Source organism: Xanthomarina sp., assembly GCF_035306605.1.
Lineage (GTDB): Bacteria > Bacteroidota > Bacteroidia > Flavobacteriales > Flavobacteriaceae > Xanthomarina.
This window is the reverse complement of sequence record NZ_DATGNR010000033.1, coordinates 44,832-66,881: the sequence shown is the minus strand read 5'-3', so window position 1 is coordinate 66,881 and position 22,050 is coordinate 44,832. Positions and strand designations below refer to the sequence as shown.

Below are 22,050 nucleotides of genomic sequence, written 5' to 3'. Positions count from 1 at the left end.
AATAGAGTTATATTAGATTCTACGTTTGTGAATAATGTACAGTTAAAATGTGTATATGATAAACTTACTGCTGATAACAATACATTATTTAAAAATACAGTAGGAGCTTTTGTTAATGATCCAAATTTTAATTTAACATTTAGAGTAGGAGAATTTACATTAACAGACGACCAATGTACAAATGATAGTGATCCTAATTACATTGTTATTACTTTTGAAGATGTTAATACAAGCCCAGTTGAAATGGCCCAAGCAATTTTACATGAAGCTATACATGCTGAACTTGCAAGATTTGTTGAGCAATATTTGAATGGTGTAGATGTTAATAATAGACCTCAACTTTTTCAATATTACACTTATTATGCTGATCTATATGGTGAGTATGATGATGCTATCGATCATATTTTCATGACCAAAAATTATATTAATCCTATTACCCAAGCATTGAGAGAATTTGATAATAACAGTTATCCCTTAGATTATTATAAATCATTTGCTTGGGATGGATTAAGAAAATGGGATGCTGGAAATTTATTAGATATGGGTCCTTTAGCAGACGAGTATGATGATTATAGAGTAATTGTTAATCAAAACACAACTATATGCAACTAAGAATAAATTATATAATATTAGTGTTTTTTATTACTGTTTTTTCTTGTTCAAATAATTCGGACAAGGATATTTATAACGTAGTTATTAATTCAAAGATAAAACCATTGCCTCCACCTCCACCTCCTATTAAAGGAGATACAATTAGTACTTTAAGTAAAAGTGTTATCGATTCATTAAATAAAGTGCCATTAAAAATTGCAGTCAATCCTTTTTTACTTGACTTTAAAAATGATGACACTAAATTATTTAATAATATTGATGATATTAAAGTTGATTATTTTATCTCAAATTTAAAAGTAAAGAGAGAGGATATTAAGGGTAGAAAAAGTTTGGAATTCAAAGTTCTTGAGGAAGATATTTCAGATTTTAACAGTAAGTTAAAAGTTTATGATGGTGTTTTGTTTTTATCAACGATAAAATATAATGATAAAAATAATAAAGCGTTGGTAATAATTGGATATACAAATGGTAAGTCATCAAGTTCAACTTATTTATATTTATTAAAAAAGAATAAAAAGACTTGGAAAATTATAAAAAGAAGAAGACTTTCTGTTACTTAATTTTTCAGTTATAATTCTTAATTAAGCATCTCTTTAAATTTAAGAAGAGATGCTTTTCTTATAATTTAAACAAACAAAGCCTTCAACTCAGTAGCTTCCTTAGGGTTCATTTTCCCAGCAATCACCAAACTCAATTGCTTACGTCTTAAAGCGCCTTTATAGCGTTCTTTTTCTAAGTCGGTTTCAGGAGTCAATTCTGGTACTTCCACAGGTCGTCCTGTTTCATCTACAGCCACAAAGGTGTAAATAGCTTCGTTGGCTTTGGTTTTTAATCCAGACTCTCTATCTTCTATCCAAACATCTAAGTAAATTTCCATCGAGCTTCTAAAAGCACGAGATACTTTGGCTTCAACCGTTACCACAGATCCTACAGGCACGGCACGATTAAATTCCACATGGTTTACCGATGCTGTTACCACAATACGTCTGCTATGTCTTCTAGCAGCAATACTGGCCGCACGATCCATTCTGGCAAGCAATTCGCCACCAAACAAATTGTTTAAAGGGTTTGTTTCACTTGGCAGCACTAAGTCTGTCATGATGGTTCTAGATTGTTCAGGCGTTTTTATAGACATGGATTGAAAATTTATTAAATGGAAATGTAAAGGTAAGCCCATTTAGGATTTTTGGGCTTATGAATTATGATGTTTTTGTTATTGAAGTTGAAATTTAATATGGAACGAACAATCGCTAGTTTTATTGGTAGTAACTTGCCAATGCAACAATGAGAGGAATCTATAATTTTAAAGTAGAGTTAATTCTAAAAATAATGCTTCTTCCCTTTGTTTTGAATGACAGTAAATTAATCCAATTCTTTCACCAATAACCAAGCAGCAGCATTATGAGAGCGTTTTACTTCTCTTAAAGCGTTTAAAGCCTCTAAACGATCTTGGTAACTAGCATAAACTACTTCGTGTAAACCGTATTTGTTTACCCCAATTTTTCTAGCGTCAAATCCTAAGCTTCTAAGTTCTTCTACTTTTTTATCGCTATTTTCTTCTACTCTAAAAGCACCGGCAATGATATGGTAATTCCCAATTTCCTTTTTCACATTTAAAGTAACGGCTGGAAGTGGATTTTCAATCACAAAAGTAGCTTCTTGAATTTTGCTTTCAAGTTGCTGATTGGCTTCTTCTTGAGCTATTTGATTTTGCGTGTTTATATTTTCAACATAATAATTGGAAGCAACTAATCCGCCCAATGTTAATGTAATTACAGCAATAGCAGCATATTTTAAATAGCCTTTAGATTTGCGTCTTTCTGGGGAAACTGCAATAGGAATAACTTTCTCAAGTTCCTGAACTTCTTCTTTGTAAACCTCTCTATTTACTGAAGGAGACACAAATTGCGATAAGCCAAATGCATCGGTTAAATAGTTTAAATGGTACGAAGGTTCAAAAAGTATTTTTCCCTCGTTATTTAATGAAAGTTCTCCAATATTATCAAAAGAAATAGTTTCGCCTTCAGTTAAATAAGATTTTAAAGCTTTGACGCGTTTTTCAATCTTTCTTGAAGCTTCTTCAAAAGGAATTTTTTCTACATCAGCTATATAATGGGTTAAAATACCATCGTTTGCCTGAATTTGCTCGTTAAAAGATAGTTTCTTTTTCGGAGGATAAAAGGCATTGGTAGATTCGTGAATAGTTGCTGAAACACGTTGTGTTAAAAAAGCTCCAAACTCAGGAACTGTAACACATTCATATCTATATAATAAGTCGCTTATGTATGATTCTAATTGCATAAAAACAAAGTTAGCAAATTTTGACTGCGAACAAAAATTCGATTGAACTATTTATTAACATCATAAAATTTCTTTACTTGTAGTTTCATTGTCAAAACATTAAAATGAACGAGACTAGTTTAATATATATTTTGGCCTTGCAGCACGTACCTAATATTGGCGATATTACTGCTAAAAAGTTGATCTCTCATTGTGGCTCTGTGGAAGCAATTTTTAAAGAGAAAAAACAGAACTTAGTTAAAATTGATGGTATTGGCAGTTTAGTGATTAAGGATTTGTTTAACAAACTTAATTTTGAAGCTGCGGAAGAGGAGTTGAAGTACATCAAGGAGAACAACATCACCACGTTGTATTTTGCAGATCCGGATTATCCGGAAAAATTAAAACATTGCATTGATAGTCCTATTTTATTATTCCAATCGGGTAACATCAATTTAAAAAAACAACGAATTATAAGCGTGGTTGGAACTAGGAAAATTACAACTTACGGAATGGCATTTTGCAATAGATTAATTGAGGAATTAGCTATTTATAATCCAGTTATTGTATCTGGATTTGCCTACGGAACAGATATTACTGCCCAAAAAGCCGCAATAAATAATAATTTGCAAACCATAGGTTGTTTAGCTCATGGTTTGAATCAAATTTATCCGAAATCTCATAAAAAATATGTGGCTGATGTTGAAAAAAATGGAGGGTTTTTTACAGATTTTTGGAGTACTTCTCCTTTTGAAAGAAATAACTTTTTAAAGAGAAATCGTGTAATTGCCGGTTTAAGTGAAGCAACAATCGTTATAGAATCTGCCGAAAGAGGCGGTAGTTTGGTAACTGCAGATATTGCGAATTCTTATAACAGAGATGTGTTTGCGGTGCCTGGTAGAATTACTGATAGTCAAAGCTTGGGATGTAATAATTTAATTAAATTCCAAAAAGCACATGTTTTGACAAACCCATTAGATATTCCATATATGTTGAATTGGGAATTGGAAGAACTTAAAAAAGCACCTGTACAGAAACAGTTGTTTGTAGAACTTACCGATGAAGAAAAAATAATTTATAATTATCTGAAGGAAAAGGATAAACAACTTTTAGATGTTATTGCCTTAGAGTGTAATTTACCTACTTATAAAACAGCAAGTATATTATTGAATTTGGAGCTTAAGGGCGTGGTAAGGCCTTTGCCTGGAAAGTTATTCGAGATTATTTAAAACTCAGATATCTTAGAAATAATCCTATTACAAACACTTTATTTATTAGAAAACAGCTTTGTTATTTTAACCATTATAAAGTATAAAAATAGCTGCCTAAATTCCTTAAAAATGGAGCTAATCTCTCTTTTAAATGAATTTAGGCAGCTATGCAATTCTTTACAAAGGATTTCAGAAAAGATTTTCCCTTATAAATATTTTCTGCCTAGCAAGTAGACAGGGATTTCATAATTTAAATAGGTTTAGTACCCTACTTTTTCACGAACTCGTTTTAATACGTCGTTAGCTACAACTTTGGCTTTCTCTGCTCCAATGGCTAGTAATCTGTCTATTTCGTCTAGATTATTCATGTAATAATGGTAACGTGCGCGCTCGATTGCAAATTTTTCAACTATCAATTCAAAAAGAGCTTGTTTAGCATGTCCGTAGCCATAACCTCCTTTTTCGTAATTGGCTTTCATGGTTTCTATTTGATCTTCAGAAGCCAATAAACTATAAATTGCAAAGCAGTTACAAGTGCTCCAATCTTTAGGATCTTCAAGCGCCGTACTGTCTGTTTCAATAGACATAATTTGTTTGCGGAGCTTTTTATCGTCTAGAAATATATTGATGATATTTCCTCTACTTTTACTCATTTTTCCACCATCGGTTCCGGGAACAAGCATGATGTTTTCTTGAATTTTCCCTTCAGGAATTACAAAGGTTTCTCCCATTCTTGTATGGAAACGAGAAGCTACATCACGGGTCATTTCTATATGTTGCAATTGGTCTTTCCCTACAGGAATGATGTTGGCGTCGTATAATAAAATATCGGCAGCCATAAGCATTGGGTAGAAAAACAAACCGGAATTAACATCTTCTAATCTGTCTGCTTTATCTTTAAAGCCATGTGCAAGAGTTAATCTTTGATACGGAAAAAAACATGTTAAATACCAAGTTAATTCTGTTACTTGAGGAATATCACTTTGTCTATAAAATACGGTTTTCTCTACATCCAATCCAAAAGCCAACCAAGTAGCAGCAGTAGAATAAGTGTTGCTTCGTAAAAGTTCAGCATCTTTTATTTGGGTTAAGGTGTGTAGGTTTGCTATAAACAAAAACGAATCGTTTTTAGGATCATTCGCCATTTTAATAGCTGGCATTAATGCACCTAAGATATTTCCTAAATGTGGTGTTCCCGTACTTTGAATGCCTGTTAGTATTCTTGCCATAGTTTTTTCCCACAATGGTGGGAATTTCTTTAAATTAAACTTAATCTTATTTTGATCATACAAAGGTAATTTTTTTGATGCAATAGCTCAATAAATTTAATTAGTTTTGGCTTCGATGAGAATATTTAAGTATTTATTTTGGATTTTATATCGGATTTGGTTTTACATACTTGTGGCCATCCCAATTATAATTTTATTTCCATTTTTGGTCATATCAATACTTAAAGAGTCTTGGTATCCTTACTTTTTTAAATTAGCACGCTTATGGGCTAAGTTTATTTTAGTTGGAATGGGGTTTGTTTGGAATGTTAAACGTGAACAAACACCAGACCCTGATAAAAGCTACATGTTTGTTGCTAATCATACCTCTATGGCGGATATTATGCTCATGTTGGTTTCAGTAAAGAATCCTTTCGTGTTTGTGGGTAAAAAGGAGTTGGCAAGAATTCCACTTTTTGGATTTTTCTATAAACGTACTTGTATTTTAGTCGATAGAAGTTCTGAAAGTAGTAGGAAGGCTGTGTTTTTAAGAGCTCAAAAACGGTTGAAACAAGGAGCAAGTATTTGTATTTTTCCTGAAGGAGGAGTACCAGACGAACATATTATATTAGACTCCTTTAAAGACGGTGCTTTTAGATTGGCTATTAATCATCAAATTCCAGTGGTTCCAATAACTTTTTTAGACAATAAAAGACTTTTTTCTTATACGTTTTTTAGTGGACGTCCGGGTAAAATGCGTGTTCAGATACATCCATTTATTGAAACAGAAGGATTAACTATTAAAGAAACAAAGGAAGTAAACAATAAAGCCCGAAACATTATTTTAAGAACCTTGGAGGCACATAAATAAAAAAGCCGCTCTTGGCACGGAGCAGCTTTTTTGAGACCATCATTCATTCCTAATTCTAGGAAATACAAATCTAATCTAACTAAAATTTATAGCTAAAACCGGTGTAAATCCCTATAATATATGGGTTGAAATTTCCAGCAGTGTTTTCGAATGCATTTAATTGGTATTTAAAAGTAGGCTCTAAATTGAACTTGAATTTTTCAGAAAACTTATAGTCTATCCCAACTCCTAGGTTGGTGCTAAAACTCAAGTTCTTGATATTATTAGCCTCGCCTATATAGGTTTTCTCTCCTTGTAATTCGGAATAAACATTATTGTCATCTAAAATAAATGAGCTAAATCCCGCAATGATATTTAAACCCAATTTCTTGCTTCCAATTCTATAATTTAATTCCATTGGAATTTCGTAATAACTAATTCTTTGACTTATTGCAGCATTTGATTTTGGACTTAGTAGATTGTCCACTTGGCTAACACTAAAATTATCTGCACTTAAAGCTGTAAGGCCTTCGTTGCCATTGGATAGATTTATGTTTTTTAATGAGTTTGAAGCCGAATTAACACTTGCTAAGGTTTTATATAGAACCACGTCGTTAGTATCATAACTTAAATTAAGTGAACTTAATCCGGTACGTACCGATAGCTTTTCATTTAAATTGTAACTAACATTTACACCATAACTTGTGTTCACTTCTCCACTTTTAGAATTGCTTGTGAATTGTTGGTCAATATGCGAGCCTTTTCCCATCGAGTTATAATAAACAGGGGCAATATTGGCATAAACTTGCCATCTATTCAGTATTTCATCACTCTCCTTTTTAATTAAATCTTCATTGGCGGCAATGGCTTCTTCTATCGTTAAATCGGTATTAATCAGTTCTTCTGTTTTAGGTTTTTCTATTTCCGATTCTATGTTTTTATCTAAAACAATTTGATTGTCAACCGGCTTATTGTTTAGGTTATGTAATTGCTTATCCGTTTTTGTTTGGTCAAATTTTACATCAGAACCTGATTTACTGTCCTTACGGTTTGTTTGGTTTAAAGCAATATTATTTTTGTTTTCAATCGGGTTTTTATCGGTGATTTGGTTCGTAATATTATCTGGACTTTCTTTTGAATTTACCTGATTGTTACTGTTGGTGTTTTTTGTAATACGCGTATCCTTTGTATGAGTTTTAGATGAAGGATTCGTTATATTTTTGTTTAAATATTCGTTATTGAGGAGCTTATTTCTCTGGTTGAAAGATTTTGTTTTTGCTTCTTCATCTGAAGCTATTTGTGACCTATTTGAATTTTTGTTGCTAATTTGAGTGTTGCTATAGTCATCAGAAGAAGCACTATTCTTTTCGTTAGAGGTATTTTCAATAATTGAGTTTGTATTGGGTTTAGTAGAAGATTTGTTGCTGTCTTTCACTTTTAAAGTGTTTTCCGTATCCACAACCTTTGTTTTATTAGATTCAATGATGGGATTCTCAGTGTTTAGCAAACCGCCAATAGTTAATAGTAAAAGTAAAAGTGCAGCCACTCCAGCTAGTTTATACCAAAAAGGGAATGCCTTCTTTCTGTCTTTTTCCTGTTTGTTTAATTTCTTTTGAAGGTTGGCCCAAACTTCTGGGTTTGGAGTAGCTTCAAAGTCCTTGAATTTTTCTTGAAAAACTCTATCTATATGTTTTTTATCGCCCATTACAAGATATGCTTCTTAAAACTTGTTTTGTTATCTTCAATTTTGTCTTTTAAAATCTTCCTGGCTCTAGCCAAATTCGATTTTGAGGTACCTGTAGTTATATCTAACATTGTTGCTATTTCATTATGAGAATAATCGTCTAGCACATAGAGGTTAAAAACCAATCTGTATCGATCAGGCAACTCTTGAATGATCTTTAAAAGAAATTCCAAAGAAATATCCTCATCTTCTTCAATCGTTACCTCTACATCTTCAATATTTTTGTCGTCTATAATCTCAAAAACATTTTGATTTCTATAGCGCTGTAATGCTGTATTTATGGTAATTCGTTTTAACCAACCTTCAAATGAACCTTTGTGTTTATATTGCGATATTTTCTCAAAAATAGTCACAAAAGCATCCTGCAGATTATCTTCCGCTTCTGCATAATTTTTACAATACTTTAAGCATACAGAAAATAATTTAGCTGAAAAGAGCTGGTATAATTCTGCTTGTGCTTTTGTATCATTATTACTACATTTTTGTATGAGTTGTTTTAAACCCAAATGATTGCGTATTAATTTAACAAAGTTTAGTCTACTACGGGAACATGAACAACTTCGTAATCGTCACCTCCTTGCCAAAATTTAAAAATATAAGTTCCGCTTTGGCTTGCTTTAAAATTAAATGTAATTGCTGTTTCTTCATTCAATGTTTCGCAATTATTACTCGAAACCTTGGCTGCAACAATTGCTACCGTACGTTCGTTAGCTTCTTGTAAATAATAAATATTATTAAAAGCATAACAGGTGGAAGGTCTAATATAAGTTAATGTAATTTGATAGCTATCGCCTAAATGGAATTCATCTGGCAAAATGGCGCTTTCTACAGGTAGTATTTCATAAGAAACATTCTGAATGTCATCATTTTCAGGACTACATGAAAAAATGAAAAGGGCTAATAAGCAGTAGGCTACAAAATTCTTCATTATTAATACATATTTATCTTGTAGATGCAAAAAGTATTAAATGGTTGCGTTATAAATTAAAAAATCCCGAATTATTTCGGGATTTTTAACGTTACTCTTTATTTGTTTTTAGAAGTTCTTTAATTTTCTGTTCCAGTTCGTCTTGGAGTTCTGGATTGTCTTTTATTAAAGATTTCACGGCATCTCTACCTTGTCCTAATTTGGTGTCTCCGTAACTAAACCAAGAACCACTTTTCTTAACTATTTCAAACTCGACTGCTATATCTAAAATCTCACCAACTTTTGAGATTCCTTCCCCATACATAATGTCAAATTCTGCCATTTTAAATGGAGGAGCTACTTTATTTTTAACCACCTTAACTCTGGTTTTGTTTCCAGTAACATTTCCATCTGTTTCTTTTATCTGTGTTGATCGTCTAATGTCCAATCTTACAGAAGCATAGAATTTTAAAGCGTTTCCACCAGTGGTTGTTTCTGGGTTTCCAAACATTACCCCAATTTTCTCACGTAATTGGTTAATAAAAATTACCGTACAATTAGTTTTGCTTATCGAGGCTGTTAATTTTCTAAGTGCTTGAGACATCAATCGTGCGTGAAGGCCCATTTTAGAGTCTCCCATTTCACCTTCAATCTCACTTTTTGGTGTTAATGCCGCAACTGAGTCAATAACAACAATATCTATAGCCCCAGATCGAATTAAGTTATCGGCAATCTCTAAAGCTTGTTCTCCATTGTCTGGTTGCGAAATAATTAAGTTATCTATATCTATACCTAGGTTTTCTGCGTAAGTTCTATCAAATGCATGTTCCGCATCAATAAAGGCAGCAATACCTCCAGTTTTTTGCGCTTCGGCAATAGCATGCAAGGTTAGGGTTGTTTTACCAGAAGATTCTGGACCGTAAATTTCAATAACACGACCTCTTGGATATCCTCCAACTCCCAAGGCAATGTCTAAGCCTAAAGAACCTGAAGAAATAGACTCTACATCCACAACCGCTTGGTCGCTCATCTTCATAACGGTTCCTTTACCGTAAGCTTTATCTAATTTATCTAAAGTAAGTTTAAGGGCTTTTAATTTTGCTTCTTTTTCGCTGCTCATTTCTCTTGTTTTTATCTTGTAAAAGTAATGCTAAAATACTACTTCTTTTTTCACTTTACAATTTTATCACGCAACCTTTTTATACTTTCTGCATCTACTATATAAAGTGGGAAAATTTTAACTGTGAAAAAGAAAAAAACAAGCTCACTTACAATACATCATAGTTTTAAATTTAATTATGAAGGATTTTAAAAAGCATTTTAATTTTTATTCAATTTTAAAAAACTATTAAAATTTTAAGCAAATGAAATTTTTTAAAAAATGTATTTTGTCCTTAGGTTTTACAGTTGTTGTCTTTTTAAATAGCAACTGTAAAGCCGACGGGGGTTAACTCGTAAAATATTTTTTCGATTTAGAAAATAAATTAAAAAATATTAATAACGAGTTAGTCTACTTAAAGCACTTTATAAATTTTATAAAGTGCTTTTTGGTTTAAGTAAATCCATAAAAAATAAAAAACACTACATTTGCACCTAAAATACATGGAGGCTTAAGCCAAAATGAAAAATATTTACTTTAACCTTAAAAAATTAGTATAGCATGCAACTGTACAATACGTTAAGCGCTAAAGAAAGAGCAGACCTTATTGAGCAAGCTGGAAAAGAACGCTTGACTATCTCTTTCTACAAATACGCCAAAATTGAAAATCCAGTAATTTTTAGAGATCATTTATTTTTAACTTGGGACAAACTTGATGTTCTAGGTAGAATTTATGTGGCTCATGAAGGCATAAATGCCCAACTTTCAGTTCCTGCAGATAACTTCAATCTGTTTAAAGAACATTTAGATTCTATTTCGTTTTTAGAAAACGTCCGACTGAATATTGCTATTGAACACGACAACTTCTCATTTTTAAAATTGAAAGTGAAGGTGCGCGATAAAATTGTGGCAGACGGATTAAACGATGAAACCTTTGATGTAACAAACAAAGGAATTCATGTTGAAGCAGAAGAATTCAATAAACTTATAGACGACCCAAACGTAGTTTTGGTAGATATGAGAAATCACTACGAAAGTGAAATCGGCCATTTTAAAAACGCTGTGACTCCTGATGTGGATACGTTTCGCGAATCTTTAGACATTATTGAAGCAGACTTAAGAGACTATAAAGAAGATAAAAAATTAGTTATGTATTGCACGGGTGGAATTCGTTGCGAAAAAGCAAGTGCATATTACAAGCATAAAGGATTTAAAAATGTTTATCAGCTAGAAGGTGGAATTATCAATTATGTTAGACAAGTACAGGCTAAAGGCTTAGAAAATAAATTTATAGGTAAAAATTTTGTGTTTGATGAACGTCGTTCTGAGCGTATTTCAGATGATGTTATTGCGCAATGCCATCAATGTGGTGAGCCGGCCGATTTACATACCAATTGCGCCAATGATGCTTGTCACTTATTGTTTATACAGTGCGATGCTTGTAAAGAAAAAATGGAAAACTGTTGTTCTTCAACTTGTCAAGAAATAATTCAATTGCCTTATGAAGAGCAGAAAGCACTTCGCAGAGGTCAAGGGAATAGCAACGATATCTTTAAAAAAGGGCGCGCAGACCATTTGCCTTATAAAAAGGATTTACGCAACATTTTCGAGAATTTCAAAAAGGCAGATTAAATGAACATATATAAACTTTTGCAACTAAATAGAAAAATAAAAAGCCATAGGATTAAATTCCTGGGGCTCTATTTGTTGCATAAGTTTAATCAACGGTATTTAGCAGTCAATTTAGATCCTGTTATGGCCTGTAATTTACGCTGTAAAATGTGTTATTTTACCGATGCCGATTATGTAAAAACTTTAAAAGGACAATTTAAAGACGAGGAATTAGAGAAGGTAGCAAAAACCATTTTTAAGCGTGCTTTAAAACTTCAAATTGGTTGTGGAACCGAGCCAACTCTATATAAAGATTTAGTAAAAGTTGTAGAATTAGGAAAAGCCTACGACGTGCCATATATTTCTATTACAACCAATGCTAATTTGTTGGATGAAGAAAAAATTGAAGCGCTTTTAAAAGCAGGACTAGACGAGTTTACCATTTCCCTTCATGGGGTACATAAAGAAAGCTATGAAAGTTTTATGCAAAAGGCTAGTTATGAAAAATTTCATAATGCTTTTAATGCATTCGAAAAATTAAAAGAGAAATACCATTTTAAGGTAAGGATTAACTACACCTTTAATAAGGATAACTTCTATGAGTTAGCTGACTTTTTTAAGCATTTTAATGGTAAAAGCTTCGACATTCTTCAAATTCGACCGATTCAAAAAATTGGAAATACCGAGTACAACGATTTTGATTTAGATAGTATTCGAGATGATTATCCACAATTAATAGAAGGGATTAGGAGTCAGTGTAAAGAAAATCATATCATTTTAATGGCTCCTAATGCCATTCCTAAAAATAAAAGCGCCAATGCTTCCAGTTTAATTTTTGATTATACCTTTTGTTATATTTCTCCTCAAAAATTCTGGCGCGATGGTTTTGATTGGAAAAACGAAAGTTTTAATACGTACTCTAGTAAAATAGGGTGGAGCAAGTTGTTATGGTCTAATATTTTTAAATCTGAAAAAGAGCTAAACTCTTTAGCAAACAGACTTAATTACGAGATTGAATTTAATTAAATGTTATTGTTTGACTAGTTTAAAACTCTCTTGTTCCCCATCAGCTGATGTAATCTTTAGAAAATACATGCCTTTTGAAATATTGAAAAGATCTACATTATAGGAGCTCGCTTCGTTAAATCGTATAAATTTTATCAATTTCCCACTAAGGTCATAAAGAGAAGCGGACTCTAAATTTGTTGTAGTTCTTATAGAAACATTATCTGTTGTAGGATTTGGATAAATGGCTGTTGTATTTAACACCTCTTCATTAACACTTAAAGCACCTACATGAAAGGTGTGGGTTACAGTTTCACCAGCATAAGTTGCCTGCCATTTCCATTCGCCTTCTTGATCGTATACCCCATAAAAATACCAGTAATAATACCATGAAGAAGCAGTAGTTTGAACAGTAATATCCCAATCGTAAAGATAAGAATTGTCAGGCTTAATAATAGATAAATGTATATTATCACCCGCTACTTGATCTTTAAAGTAAGCAGCAAAATAGATGGTATCGTCGGTACCAAAAACATCACTTGTGTTTGGAGTTTCAGTAGTTGGACAGGTAGGAAAAATATCTGGTGGACTATGATGTGTTAACATGGCGCTAATTCCAGAATCGTTATATGGAATTTGGGATTCCCACCAACTAACTGTATTCATATTATTACAAGTGCCTGAAAATGGATCTACTAATTGCGTGTAGGAGTTATCGGTGTAAACTTCAAAATGTAAATGTGGTCCTGTTGAATTTCCTGAACTCCCAACCGTTCCTATTACCTCGCCTAAAGTTACCATGTCTCCTACATTTTTAGTGGTTACAGAGCCATTTTTCATATGTCCATACCAAGCTATACTACCATCATTGTGCTGAATATAAACAGCATTCCAAATATTATTATTAAAGCTACAGCTTCTATCAAATTCCCCGTCGTGTTTAGCAATTATTTGGCCAGGAGCAGCCGCAATAATTTCAGTTTGACCCTCGTCCATTTGTTTCCATATAAAAGGCCATAAATAGATATCAACACCTTGATGGTTGTATCCACTTGATGAATCGTACGTTCTATTGCCGCAATTATAATCTGTTAACTGGTTAGGATAGGCTGAATTATGATCGACATAGCCAGAAATGGACCAAGTATTGTTGTAGTTAAAACCGGCAGCTTGTTGTACTGGCCAAATAAATTCAGGGTGACTGTCACGCCAATGACTGTTGTTAAAAGCTAATTTATTTTGAAGCCTTAATTTTTCTATATTATTAGTTGTTTCAATCTTAATGCTCTCCCTGTGTTCTTCGGTTAAACAGGGTATTTTTTCTTCATTAAATTTGTATTCAGCACTTGTCATTACTGAGTTGAAATCTTGAGCTCGAGCAAACACTGAGGGTGCTATAATTGCAACAACAAAAAGAGCTAATGTAAAGTAGGGTCTCATAATTATTTGTTTTAGTGATTTAATTGATAATCGTAAAAACATAAAAATGTGAGCATTGAAATGATAAAATTTTCAATTTAAAACCAGTAAATTTCAAAATAAATTATTTAAAATACTGTAAGGCAACAACTTGTGCTAAGTGTTGTTTTGCAAAAGCAAGCGAAACGATATGTATTTAAACTTAATAAATAATCTTATCTTTACATCTTGAAAAGGATTATTAATCTCCTTCTGAAAAACTTTTGGTTTTCAGAATCAATATATACAAAAATTTTATGGTTTGTAACAGTTGTTCAACTGGAAAAGACGGTCAACCCAAAGGATGTAAGAACAATGGCACTTGTGGCACAGATAGCTGCAATAAACTAACCGTATTCGATTGGTTGGCCAATATGTCACTTCCAGATGGTCAAGAACCTTTTGACTGGGTAGAAGTACGTTTTAAAAACGGCAGAAAACATTATTATAAAAATACAGAAAAACTAACTCTAAGCATTGGAGATGTAGTTGCTACACAAGCACAATTTGGTCATGATGTTGGTGTTGTAACCCTTACGGGAGAATTGGTTAGAATCCAAATGAAGCGTAAAAAGGTTTCTGAAACAGGTGACGAAGTCTTCAAAATATATCGAAAAGCATCACAAAAAGACATTGATATTTGGTCTGAATATAGAGACAAAGAAGAACCAATGAAGGTGAAAGCTCGCCAATTTGCAATTGAGATTAAATTGCAAATGAAAATTTCTGATATCGAATTTCAAGGTGATGGTAGTAAAGCCACATTTTACTATACAGCTGAAGATCGTGTAGATTTTAGAGAGCTTATTAAAATGTTTGCTAAAGAATTTAAAACCCGAATCGAAATGAAGCAAGTTGGCTTTCGTCAAGAAGCTTCTAGACTTGGAGGAATTGGATCATGCGGAAGAGAATTATGTTGTTCCACTTGGTTAACAGATTTCCGTTCGGTTAGTACATCTGCCGCGCGTTATCAACAACTATCTTTGAATCCTCAAAAATTGGCCGGACAATGTGGAAAATTAAAATGTTGTTTAAATTACGAATTGGATACCTATTTAGATGCACTTAAAGATTTCCCTAGAACCGATGTTAAGCTAATAACAGAAAAAGGTGTTGCAGTTTATCAAAAATCCGATATTTTTAAAGGCCATTTATGGTATGCTTATGAAGGCGAATGGAGTAATTGGCATGTAATTACAAAAGATCAAGCCAAAGAAATATTAGAGCTGAATAAGAAGAAAGTGAAAGTAGCTAGTTTGGAGGAATATGCTTCAGAACTTATTCAAGAAACTAAAAATGAATTTGAAAACGTAGTAGGACAAGATAGTTTAACTCGTTTCGATACGAAAGGACCTGCTAAGAAAAACAAAAGAAACAATAGAAATAAATCTAAAAAAAGGAGAAAACCTCAAAATAATAGTAAAAATGCGAAATAGTGCCTTGTTCATTCTTGTGGCCTTACTTATTGCATCTTGCGATTCTAAAAGTGTTTACGATACTTATAAATCGGTGCCCAATAAATGGCATAAAGATTCTATAGTAAGCTTTAAGATCAATCCGCCAGACACTTTAAATCCGTATAATCTATTTGTAAACCTTAGAAACAATAACGAATATAAATACAACAATCTCTTTTTAATTGTGGAGATGAAATTCCCACATGGAAAAACTTTAAAAGATACCTTAGAGTATAAAATGGCAAAGCCAAGTGGTGAGTTTTTAGGTACAGGATTTGCCGATATAAAAGAAAATAAGTTGTGGTATAAGGAGCAAGTGATTTTTAATGAATCTGGAGATTATATTGTGAACATTCAACAAGCCATGAGAGAAAATGGAAAAGAAAAAGGCGTTGTTAATTTAGAGGGAATCACAGATGTTGGATTTCGTATTGAAAGAATTCAAAAGTAATTAAGATAATTTTTTAAACTTAAGGACGTTTAATCTTAAGTTATTTAATATATATGGCTAAAGAAAAAAAGAAACAATCAGAAAAAACTCAAGATTTTTCAAGCTATGTTCGCTGGTTTTGGAAACTTTTTATTGCAGGTATTTTATTTGTTGTACTAGTATTTTTATTAGCGTCTTGGGGCGTGTTTGGTGAGCTTCCAGATTATACTCAATTAGAAAACCCTAAAACAAATTTAGCAACTGAAATCATTTCTTCCGACGGAAAGACTTTAGGTAAATTTTATTTTAACGATAATAGAACACCTGTAGATTACGATGATTTACCAAAACACTTGGTAGATGCTCTTATAGCAACAGAAGATGCCCGTTTTCACGACCACTCTGGTATTGATGCACGAGGAACTTTAAGAGCTATCTTTTTCATGGGAAAAAAAGGAGGTGCTAGTACCATCTCTCAACAGTTAGCACGTCAATTATTTGTTGGAGTTAGATCTAAAGGTTGGGATAAGTATACCCAAAAAATAAAGGAGTGGGTTATTGCAACTCGTTTAGAACGTCAATATACCAAAGAAGAAATTATTGCCATGTATTTTAATATCTACGATTTTGGTAATAATGGAGACGGTATCCGTTCTGCAGCTAGTATTTATTTCGATAAAGAACCTAAAGATTTAGATATTAAAGAATCGGCTATGTTAGTAGGAATGTTTAAAAACTCCTCACTTTACAACCCGAGAGAACACCGAAATCCAGTTGGTACCCGAAACAGACGAAATGTGGTTTTAAGTCAAATGGAGAAGTATAATTATATTTCTGAAGCTGTGAAGGATTCACTTCAAAAAACAGAATTGGATTTACGTTATACACCACAATCACATCGCGATGGAATTGCTACTTACTTTAGAGCGTATCTTGATGGTTTTATGAAGGATTGGATAAGAAACAATCCAAAACCAGATGGTGAAAAATACAACCTATATGGCGATGGCTTGAAGGTTTATACGACCATTGATTCTAGAATGCAAAAATATGCTGAAGATGCGGTAGCTCAACATATGCCTAGACTTCAAGCAGAATTTGATAAACAAAATACACCAGATAGAAATCCAACGGCACCATTTTTAGAATTGAGCAAAAGTGATATTGATGCACTTATGAATCGTTCTATGAGACAAAGCGAGCGTTGGAGACATATGAAGTACGATTTAGATAAAAGTGACGATGAAATTATCGCCTCTTTTAACGAACCAACGCAAATGAGTATTTTTTCATGGAAAGGTGAAATAGATACCATAATGAAACCTATGGACTCCATGCGTTACTACAAGTCGTTCTTACACCCAGGAATGATGTCTATGGATCCGCAAACCGGACATGTAAAAGCTTGGGTTGGTGGAATGAATTACAGACATTTTCAATACGATCACGTTAAGCAAGCTAGGCGACAAGTTGGATCTACATTTAAACCTTTTGTTTACGCAACAGCTATAGATCAATTGCATTTATCTCCTTGCGATGAGCTTCCAAATACACAAATAACCATAGAGGCTGGAAAATTTGGAAATCCAGAACCGTGGACTCCTAAAAATTCTGATGGTTCTTATGGTGGTTCACGAACTTTAAAAAGCGCATTGGCAAATTCTATAAATACCATTACAGCTAGGTTAATGGATAAAGTTGGCCCACAACCTGTTGTCGATTTAGTTAAAAAGTTAGGTGTGGAAGCAGATATTCCTGTTGTGCCTTCTATTGCTTTAGGATCGGCCGATTTAAGCGTGTATGAAATGGTTGGTGCTTATTCTGCCTTTGCTAATCAAGGTGTTTATACCAAACCAGTTATGGTAACACATATAGAAGATAAAAATGGGACTATTTTATATCAATTCACCCCAGAAACTAGAGATGTTTTAAGCGCAGAAGCGGCTTTCGTTACTGTTAAGTTAATGGAAGGTGTAACCGAAGGAGGTTCTGGAGCTAGACTAAGACGTACTTGGATGCCAAGTAGTGGGGTTTACAAAGAAATAATGACAGGTTACCCGTATGCTTTTACAAACCCTATAGCAGGTAAAACCGGTACAACACAAAACCAAAGTGATGGTTGGTTCATGGGAATGGTACCAAATTTAGTAACTGGAGTTTGGGTTGGAGCCGAAGATAGAGCAGCACATTTTAGAAGCATAACTTATGGTCAAGGAGCATCTATGGCATTACCAATTTGGGGAGTTTATATGAAAAGCTGTATCGAAGATAAAAATTTAGATGTGTCGACTTCAGATTTTGAAAGACCAGTAGACCTTTCAATAGAAGTAGATTGTTCAAAATATAATCCTGATGGAAATTCAGGTGGTTCTACACCAGAGAATGAAATACCTGATGAATTGGATTTTTAGATTTTTTCAAAAATCCGTAGCATATTAATTTAGCCATTCTTTTTAGAATGGCTTTTTTATTTCGTATTTTTCCACTACAAAAAATTACAGTAACATGATTAATAAAAAAGTAGCAAATGTTCAAGAAGCACTTAAGGGTGTTTCAGATAATATGACCTTTATGCTTGGTGGCTTCGGGCTATGTGGAATCCCAGAAAATAGCATTAGCGAGCTTGTAAAATTAAACTTAAAAGGCTTGACCTGTATTTCAAATAATGCAGGTGTAGACGATTTTGGTTTGGGCTTACTACTTCATAAAAAACAAATAAAAAAAATGATCTCGTCTTATGTAGGCGAAAACGCAGAGTTTGAACGCCAAATGCTAAGTGGTGAATTGGACGTAGAGCTTGTGCCTCAAGGAACTTTAGTGGAACGTTGTCGTGCTGCGCAATCCGGTTTTCCGGCGTTTTATACACCAGCAGGTTATGGAACTGAAGTAGCTGAGGGCAAAGAAGTTCGTGAATTTAATGGGAAAATGTACATTTTGGAACATGCTTTTAAAGCTGATTTTGCTTTTGTAAAAGCATGGAAAGGCGATACCGCAGGAAATTTAATTTTTAAAGGAACCGCTAGGAATTTTAACCCTGCTATGTGTGGTTCTGCAAAAATTACGGTTGCTGAGGTAGAGGAATTAGTTCCAGCTGGAAGTTTAGATCCAAATCAAATTCATATTCCAGGTATTTTTGTGCAACGTATTTTTCAAGGGGAAGCTTATGAAAAACGTATAGAACAACTTACAGTAAGAACTCGAGATTAAAAACTAAGTTAAAAGTTATGAATACTTAAGCTGAACTAAAGTTGAGGTTTTTGCATGTATTAAAATGATACTCTAGGCAGTCATAACTCTAGACACTTTAAACCAAAAAAAAATGTTAGATAAAATAGGAATTGCTAAACGCATAGCAAAAGAAGTAAAGGATGGCTATTACGTTAACCTAGGAATTGGTATTCCAACTTTGGTAGCGAATTACGTAAGAGAAGATATTGAAGTTGAATTTCAAAGTGAAAATGGAATTTTAGGTATGGGACCTTTTCCGTTTGAAGGTGAGGAAGATGCTGATCTTATTAATGCTGGAAAACAAACCATTACCGCTTTACCAGGAGCTAGTTTTTTCGATTCGGCTATGAGTTTTTCTATGATTCGTGGACAACATGTCCACCTAACCATTCTAGGAGCGATGGAGGTTTCAGAGAATGGAGATATTGCTAACTGGAAAATTCCAGGAAAAATGGTAAAAGGTATGGGAGGTGCTATGGATTTGGTTTCTAGTGCCGAAAATATTATAGTAGCCATGATGCATACCAATAAAGCAGGTGAGTCTAAATTACTCAAAAAATGTAGTCTGCCATTAACAGGAGTGGGTTGTGTTAAAAAGATTGTAACTAATTTAGCTGTTCTTGAAGTAACCGATAAAGGCTTTAAGTTATTAGAACGAGCTCCAGGTATTTCTGTAGAAGATATTCAAAAAGCGACAGAGGGAAATTTAATTGTTGAAGGAGAGATCCCAGAAATGAGCATTTAAAAGATTCAAGTGTAGCATCAGGATTTTTTTACATAAAAAATGAGCCGCAATTCGATAAATATTTAAATTCAAATATTTGTAGAATTGTGGCTTTTTGGTTTTTATGTTATAGACTGCTTTTTAGTTTTTGTAGGTAAAAACGCATTATTATATTTAAAATGTTAAAATTTAGTGCATTTCAACGATTTATTATGCATTTAGACTAAATATGTTAAAAATTTTATGATATTAGCGAAACCAAATCAAAGTAACTAATTAACCTAACTCTTGGAAATCTTGAATTTATAATTTGCCCCAAATCTATTATAAATTCAAGATTAAAAGAGAGTAGATCCCAAATCTACCAAAAATTTAATTATTATGAATTTTGCCCCAAATCTACCTGAACAACCTACAAATTACGAGAGTAAACTTTACTCTAGTGTGCAAAATACTGGACGCTTTATTAAAAGTTTAATGTATTTAACTAAAAAGATATTCATGCTATAATCCCTTTGGGATAGCATGAATTAATTTTTTAGTATAGTCTTTCTTCGGACTATTATAGATAATATCTGCATCATCCATTTCTTCAATTTGTCCTTGATTCATTACAATCAATTGATCGGACATATATTTTACAACAGCTAAGTCGTGTGAAATAAAAATATAAGTAAATTCAAAATTCTCTTTTAAATCATTTAGTAGATTAAGTACTTGTGCTTGCACCGAAATATCTAAAGCTGAAACGGATTCATCGCAAATAATTAATTTAGGCTGTAAAGAAATAGCCCTTGCAATTCCAATTCGTTGTCTTTGACCCCCAGAAAACTCATGTGGATACCTGTTAAAAAACGAGTTGTCTAGGCCAACTTTTTCTAGTAAATCTAAAACCAATTCTTTTCTTTCTTTATCGGAAGCTCCAATTCCGTGAACTTTCATAGGTTCCATAATAGCTCTTCCAACTGGAATGCGCGGGTTTAAAGAAGCGTAAGGATCTTGAAAAATAATTTGAATGTCTTTACGTAGCTTCCTGGTGTCGCTTTTAGATAGTTTGGTGATATCCTTTCCTTCATATAAAATGGAGCCAGAGGTAGCTTGGTCAAGAAGTAGAATGGCATTTGCTAGTGTCGATTTTCCGCAACCAGATTCGCCAACTAAACCTAGGGTTTCTCCTTCATATAACTTAAAACTTACTTGATTTACAGCTTTAAAGCTTTCTGCTTTAGAAAACCAACCAGATTTTGAGATATAGGTTTTTTCTAAATTAATAACTTCTAATAATGGTGCTTTAGAATAAATATTATCGTGAAACTCTTTTCTATCTTCATTGGAAACAATGCTTCTATCCGTCGTTTTATTCATAAAATCCTTGATAGTGGGCAGTCTTTTTAATCTTACGTCTAAAGAGGGTTTAGAGTTGATCAAAGCTTTTGTATACGTGTGTTCCGGATTTTTAAAAATTTGTTCCACGGGCCCCTGTTCCACGATATCTCCTTGGTACATCACCAAAATTCTATCTGAAATTTCAGATACGATAGATAAATCATGGGAAATGAAAATAATGCTCATATTCTGTTCAGCTTGCAACTGCTTTAAAAGAAGAATAATTTCTTTTTGAACAGTTACATCTAAAGCAGTGGTAGGTTCATCTGCAATTAGTATTTTAGGTTTACAAGCTATAGCCATGGCAATCATTACCCGTTGCTTTTGTCCTCCTGAAATTTCATGCGGATAGGCCTTATAAACCCGATTAGGGTTTGGGAGTTTTACTTTTTCAAAAAGCTCTAAAGTTTCTGTTTGAGCTTGTTTTTTAGAAAGATTTATGTGTTGTAATATAATTTCCTGTACCTGTTTGCCACAAGTCATGGAAGGGTTTAAAGAACTCATAGGTTCTTGAAATATCATGGCAATCTCGTTACCTCTAATGTTCTGAAATTCTTTGGATGTTATTTTGGTTAAATCCTGGCCTTCAAACAAAATGCTTCCTTGGGTTATTTTTGAAATACGTTTAGGAAGCAAGCCAAGTATGGCTAGGGAAGATACTGATTTTCCTGATCCAGACTCCCCAACTATGCCAAGTATTTCATTGGAATTTAGATGAAAGGAAATATCACGGATTATTTCTTTCTCTATCTTATTAGATAGGAAAGAAATAGAAATATTTTTAATGCTAAGTAAATGAGATTTCGGCATATGTAAAATTAACTATTTTCTATTTTCATT

20 protein-coding genes are annotated in these 22,050 nt (G+C 33.1%); 11 read left to right on the top strand and 9 right to left on the bottom strand.

The window, feature by feature from the left end; genetic code table 11:
* Positions 1–612 (top strand): hypothetical protein (locus VKY41_RS05145; RefSeq protein WP_500813368.1); only part of this gene is annotated, 612 nt, incomplete at its 5' end.
* Positions 603–1,172 carry a hypothetical protein gene (locus VKY41_RS05140; protein ID WP_500813367.1) on the top strand — a complete coding sequence of 190 codons (570 nt, stop codon included), beginning with the start codon at positions 603–605 and terminating at the stop codon, positions 1,170–1,172. The genes VKY41_RS05145 and VKY41_RS05140, both read left to right, overlap by 10 nt.
* Positions 1,173–1,237: 65 nt before the next feature.
* Here VKY41_RS05140 and VKY41_RS05135 read toward each other — a convergent pair whose 3' ends face one another.
* Positions 1,238–1,747 (bottom strand): acyl-CoA thioesterase, encoded by a 510-nt coding sequence (locus VKY41_RS05135; RefSeq protein ID WP_500813366.1) that lies wholly within the window; start codon positions 1,745–1,747, stop codon positions 1,238–1,240.
* Positions 1,748–1,974: 227 nt separating this feature from the next.
* A complete protein-coding gene (locus VKY41_RS05130; protein WP_500813365.1) occupies positions 1,975–2,913 on the bottom strand; it encodes an HU domain-containing protein in 939 nt (312 codons plus the stop codon).
* Positions 2,914–3,017: 104 nt separating this feature from the next.
* Between VKY41_RS05130 and dprA the strand changes: the two genes are divergently transcribed.
* Positions 3,018–4,121 (top strand): DNA-processing protein DprA, encoded by a 1,104-nt coding sequence (dprA, locus tag VKY41_RS05125; protein WP_500813364.1) that lies wholly within the window; start codon positions 3,018–3,020, stop codon positions 4,119–4,121.
* Positions 4,122–4,363: 242 nt separating this feature from the next.
* Here the strand turns inward: dprA and trpS are convergent, their stop codons facing one another.
* Complete coding sequence (trpS, locus tag VKY41_RS05120) at positions 4,364–5,332, bottom strand: tryptophan--tRNA ligase (RefSeq protein ID WP_500813363.1); 969 nt, start codon at positions 5,330–5,332, stop codon at positions 4,364–4,366.
* 115 nt (positions 5,333–5,447) lie between these two features.
* Here trpS and VKY41_RS05115 point away from each other — a divergent pair, with 115 nt between their 5' ends.
* Positions 5,448–6,182, top strand: coding sequence for a lysophospholipid acyltransferase family protein (locus VKY41_RS05115; RefSeq protein WP_500813362.1), 735 nt, complete (start codon positions 5,448–5,450; stop codon positions 6,180–6,182).
* Between the two features lie 79 nt (positions 6,183–6,261).
* Here VKY41_RS05115 and VKY41_RS05110 read toward each other — a convergent pair whose 3' ends face one another.
* The 4 genes from VKY41_RS05110 to recA all read right to left on the bottom strand — a co-directional run bounded on the left by VKY41_RS05110 (position 6,262) and on the right by recA (position 9,932).
* Positions 6,262–7,866 carry a hypothetical protein gene (locus VKY41_RS05110; RefSeq protein ID WP_500813361.1) on the bottom strand — a complete coding sequence of 535 codons (1,605 nt, stop codon included), beginning with the start codon at positions 7,864–7,866 and terminating at the stop codon, positions 6,262–6,264.
* Positions 7,866–8,411: an RNA polymerase sigma factor gene (locus VKY41_RS05105; protein ID WP_500813360.1), complete on the bottom strand. Its 546-nt coding sequence runs from the start codon at positions 8,409–8,411 to the stop codon at positions 7,866–7,868. The genes VKY41_RS05110 and VKY41_RS05105 overlap by 1 nt, the downstream gene beginning before the upstream one ends.
* A gap of 26 nt (positions 8,412–8,437) precedes the next feature.
* Positions 8,438–8,833, bottom strand: coding sequence for a hypothetical protein (locus tag VKY41_RS05100; RefSeq protein ID WP_500813359.1), 396 nt, complete (start codon positions 8,831–8,833; stop codon positions 8,438–8,440).
* A 91-nt stretch (positions 8,834–8,924) separates the two neighbouring features.
* Positions 8,925–9,932, bottom strand: coding sequence for a recombinase RecA (gene recA / locus VKY41_RS05095; protein WP_500813358.1), 1,008 nt, complete (start codon positions 9,930–9,932; stop codon positions 8,925–8,927).
* A 540-nt stretch (positions 9,933–10,472) separates the two neighbouring features.
* Here recA and trhO point away from each other — a divergent pair.
* A complete protein-coding gene (trhO, locus tag VKY41_RS05090; RefSeq protein ID WP_500813357.1) occupies positions 10,473–11,543 on the top strand; it encodes an oxygen-dependent tRNA uridine(34) hydroxylase TrhO in 1,071 nt (356 codons plus the stop codon).
* On the top strand, positions 11,544–12,548 hold the full coding sequence (locus VKY41_RS05085; protein ID WP_500813356.1) for a radical SAM protein: 1,005 nt from the start codon (positions 11,544–11,546) through the stop codon (positions 12,546–12,548).
* Between the two features lie 3 nt (positions 12,549–12,551).
* On the opposite strand, the gene VKY41_RS05080 is transcribed toward VKY41_RS05085, so the two are convergent.
* Positions 12,552–13,967, bottom strand: coding sequence for a peptidoglycan DD-metalloendopeptidase family protein (locus VKY41_RS05080; protein WP_500813355.1), 1,416 nt, complete (start codon positions 13,965–13,967; stop codon positions 12,552–12,554).
* A gap of 275 nt (positions 13,968–14,242) precedes the next feature.
* On the opposite strand from VKY41_RS05080, the gene VKY41_RS05075 reads away from it, so the two are divergent.
* From VKY41_RS05075 to VKY41_RS05055, 5 genes are all read left to right on the top strand, one after another.
* Positions 14,243–15,421: a PSP1 domain-containing protein gene (locus VKY41_RS05075; protein WP_500813354.1), complete on the top strand. Its 1,179-nt coding sequence runs from the start codon at positions 14,243–14,245 to the stop codon at positions 15,419–15,421.
* Positions 15,411–15,893 carry a gliding motility lipoprotein GldH gene (locus VKY41_RS05070; protein WP_500813353.1) on the top strand — a complete coding sequence of 161 codons (483 nt, stop codon included), beginning with the start codon at positions 15,411–15,413 and terminating at the stop codon, positions 15,891–15,893. The genes VKY41_RS05075 and VKY41_RS05070 overlap by 11 nt, the downstream gene beginning before the upstream one ends.
* Positions 15,894–15,946: 53 nt before the next feature.
* Positions 15,947–18,283, top strand: coding sequence for a penicillin-binding protein 1A (locus VKY41_RS05065; RefSeq protein ID WP_500813352.1), 2,337 nt, complete (start codon positions 15,947–15,949; stop codon positions 18,281–18,283).
* 94 nt (positions 18,284–18,377) lie between these two features.
* Positions 18,378–19,079: a CoA transferase subunit A gene (locus VKY41_RS05060; RefSeq protein WP_500813351.1), complete on the top strand. Its 702-nt coding sequence runs from the start codon at positions 18,378–18,380 to the stop codon at positions 19,077–19,079.
* Between the two features lie 112 nt (positions 19,080–19,191).
* Positions 19,192–19,845: a CoA transferase subunit B gene (locus tag VKY41_RS05055; protein ID WP_500813350.1), complete on the top strand. Its 654-nt coding sequence runs from the start codon at positions 19,192–19,194 to the stop codon at positions 19,843–19,845.
* A 483-nt stretch (positions 19,846–20,328) separates the two neighbouring features.
* Here VKY41_RS05055 and VKY41_RS05050 read toward each other — a convergent pair whose 3' ends face one another.
* The gene (locus tag VKY41_RS05050) at positions 20,329–22,020 is read right to left on the bottom strand and encodes an ABC transporter ATP-binding protein (protein ID WP_500813349.1); all 1,692 of its coding nucleotides are present in this window, start codon (positions 22,018–22,020) and stop codon (positions 20,329–20,331) included.
* Between the last annotated feature and the right edge of the window lie 30 nt (positions 22,021–22,050).

Coding starts and splice junctions, on each gene's coding strand:
- trhO (WP_500813357.1), top strand. CDS start 10,473: ATGCAACTGTACAATACGTTAAGCGCTAAAGAAAGAGCAGACCTTATT.
- dprA (WP_500813364.1), top strand. CDS start 3,018: ATGAACGAGACTAGTTTAATATATATTTTGGCCTTGCAGCACGTACCT.
- VKY41_RS05065 (WP_500813352.1), top strand. CDS start 15,947: ATGGCTAAAGAAAAAAAGAAACAATCAGAAAAAACTCAAGATTTTTCA.
- recA (WP_500813358.1), bottom strand. CDS start 9,932: ATGAGCAGCGAAAAAGAAGCAAAATTAAAAGCCCTTAAACTTACTTTA.
- VKY41_RS05140 (WP_500813367.1), top strand. CDS start 603: ATGCAACTAAGAATAAATTATATAATATTAGTGTTTTTTATTACTGTT.
- VKY41_RS05100 (WP_500813359.1), bottom strand. CDS start 8,833: ATGAAGAATTTTGTAGCCTACTGCTTATTAGCCCTTTTCATTTTTTCA.
- VKY41_RS05115 (WP_500813362.1), top strand. CDS start 5,448: ATGAGAATATTTAAGTATTTATTTTGGATTTTATATCGGATTTGGTTT.
- VKY41_RS05135 (WP_500813366.1), bottom strand. CDS start 1,747: ATGTCTATAAAAACGCCTGAACAATCTAGAACCATCATGACAGACTTA.
- VKY41_RS05085 (WP_500813356.1), top strand. CDS start 11,544: ATGAACATATATAAACTTTTGCAACTAAATAGAAAAATAAAAAGCCAT.
- VKY41_RS05130 (WP_500813365.1), bottom strand. CDS start 2,913: ATGCAATTAGAATCATACATAAGCGACTTATTATATAGATATGAATGT.
- VKY41_RS05070 (WP_500813353.1), top strand. CDS start 15,411: ATGCGAAATAGTGCCTTGTTCATTCTTGTGGCCTTACTTATTGCATCT.
- trpS (WP_500813363.1), bottom strand. CDS start 5,332: ATGGCAAGAATACTAACAGGCATTCAAAGTACGGGAACACCACATTTA.
- VKY41_RS05055 (WP_500813350.1), top strand. CDS start 19,192: ATGTTAGATAAAATAGGAATTGCTAAACGCATAGCAAAAGAAGTAAAG.
- VKY41_RS05075 (WP_500813354.1), top strand. CDS start 14,243: ATGGTTTGTAACAGTTGTTCAACTGGAAAAGACGGTCAACCCAAAGGA.
- VKY41_RS05050 (WP_500813349.1), bottom strand. CDS start 22,020: ATGCCGAAATCTCATTTACTTAGCATTAAAAATATTTCTATTTCTTTC.
- VKY41_RS05080 (WP_500813355.1), bottom strand. CDS start 13,967: ATGAGACCCTACTTTACATTAGCTCTTTTTGTTGTTGCAATTATAGCA.
- VKY41_RS05060 (WP_500813351.1), top strand. CDS start 18,378: ATGATTAATAAAAAAGTAGCAAATGTTCAAGAAGCACTTAAGGGTGTT.
- VKY41_RS05110 (WP_500813361.1), bottom strand. CDS start 7,866: ATGGGCGATAAAAAACATATAGATAGAGTTTTTCAAGAAAAATTCAAG.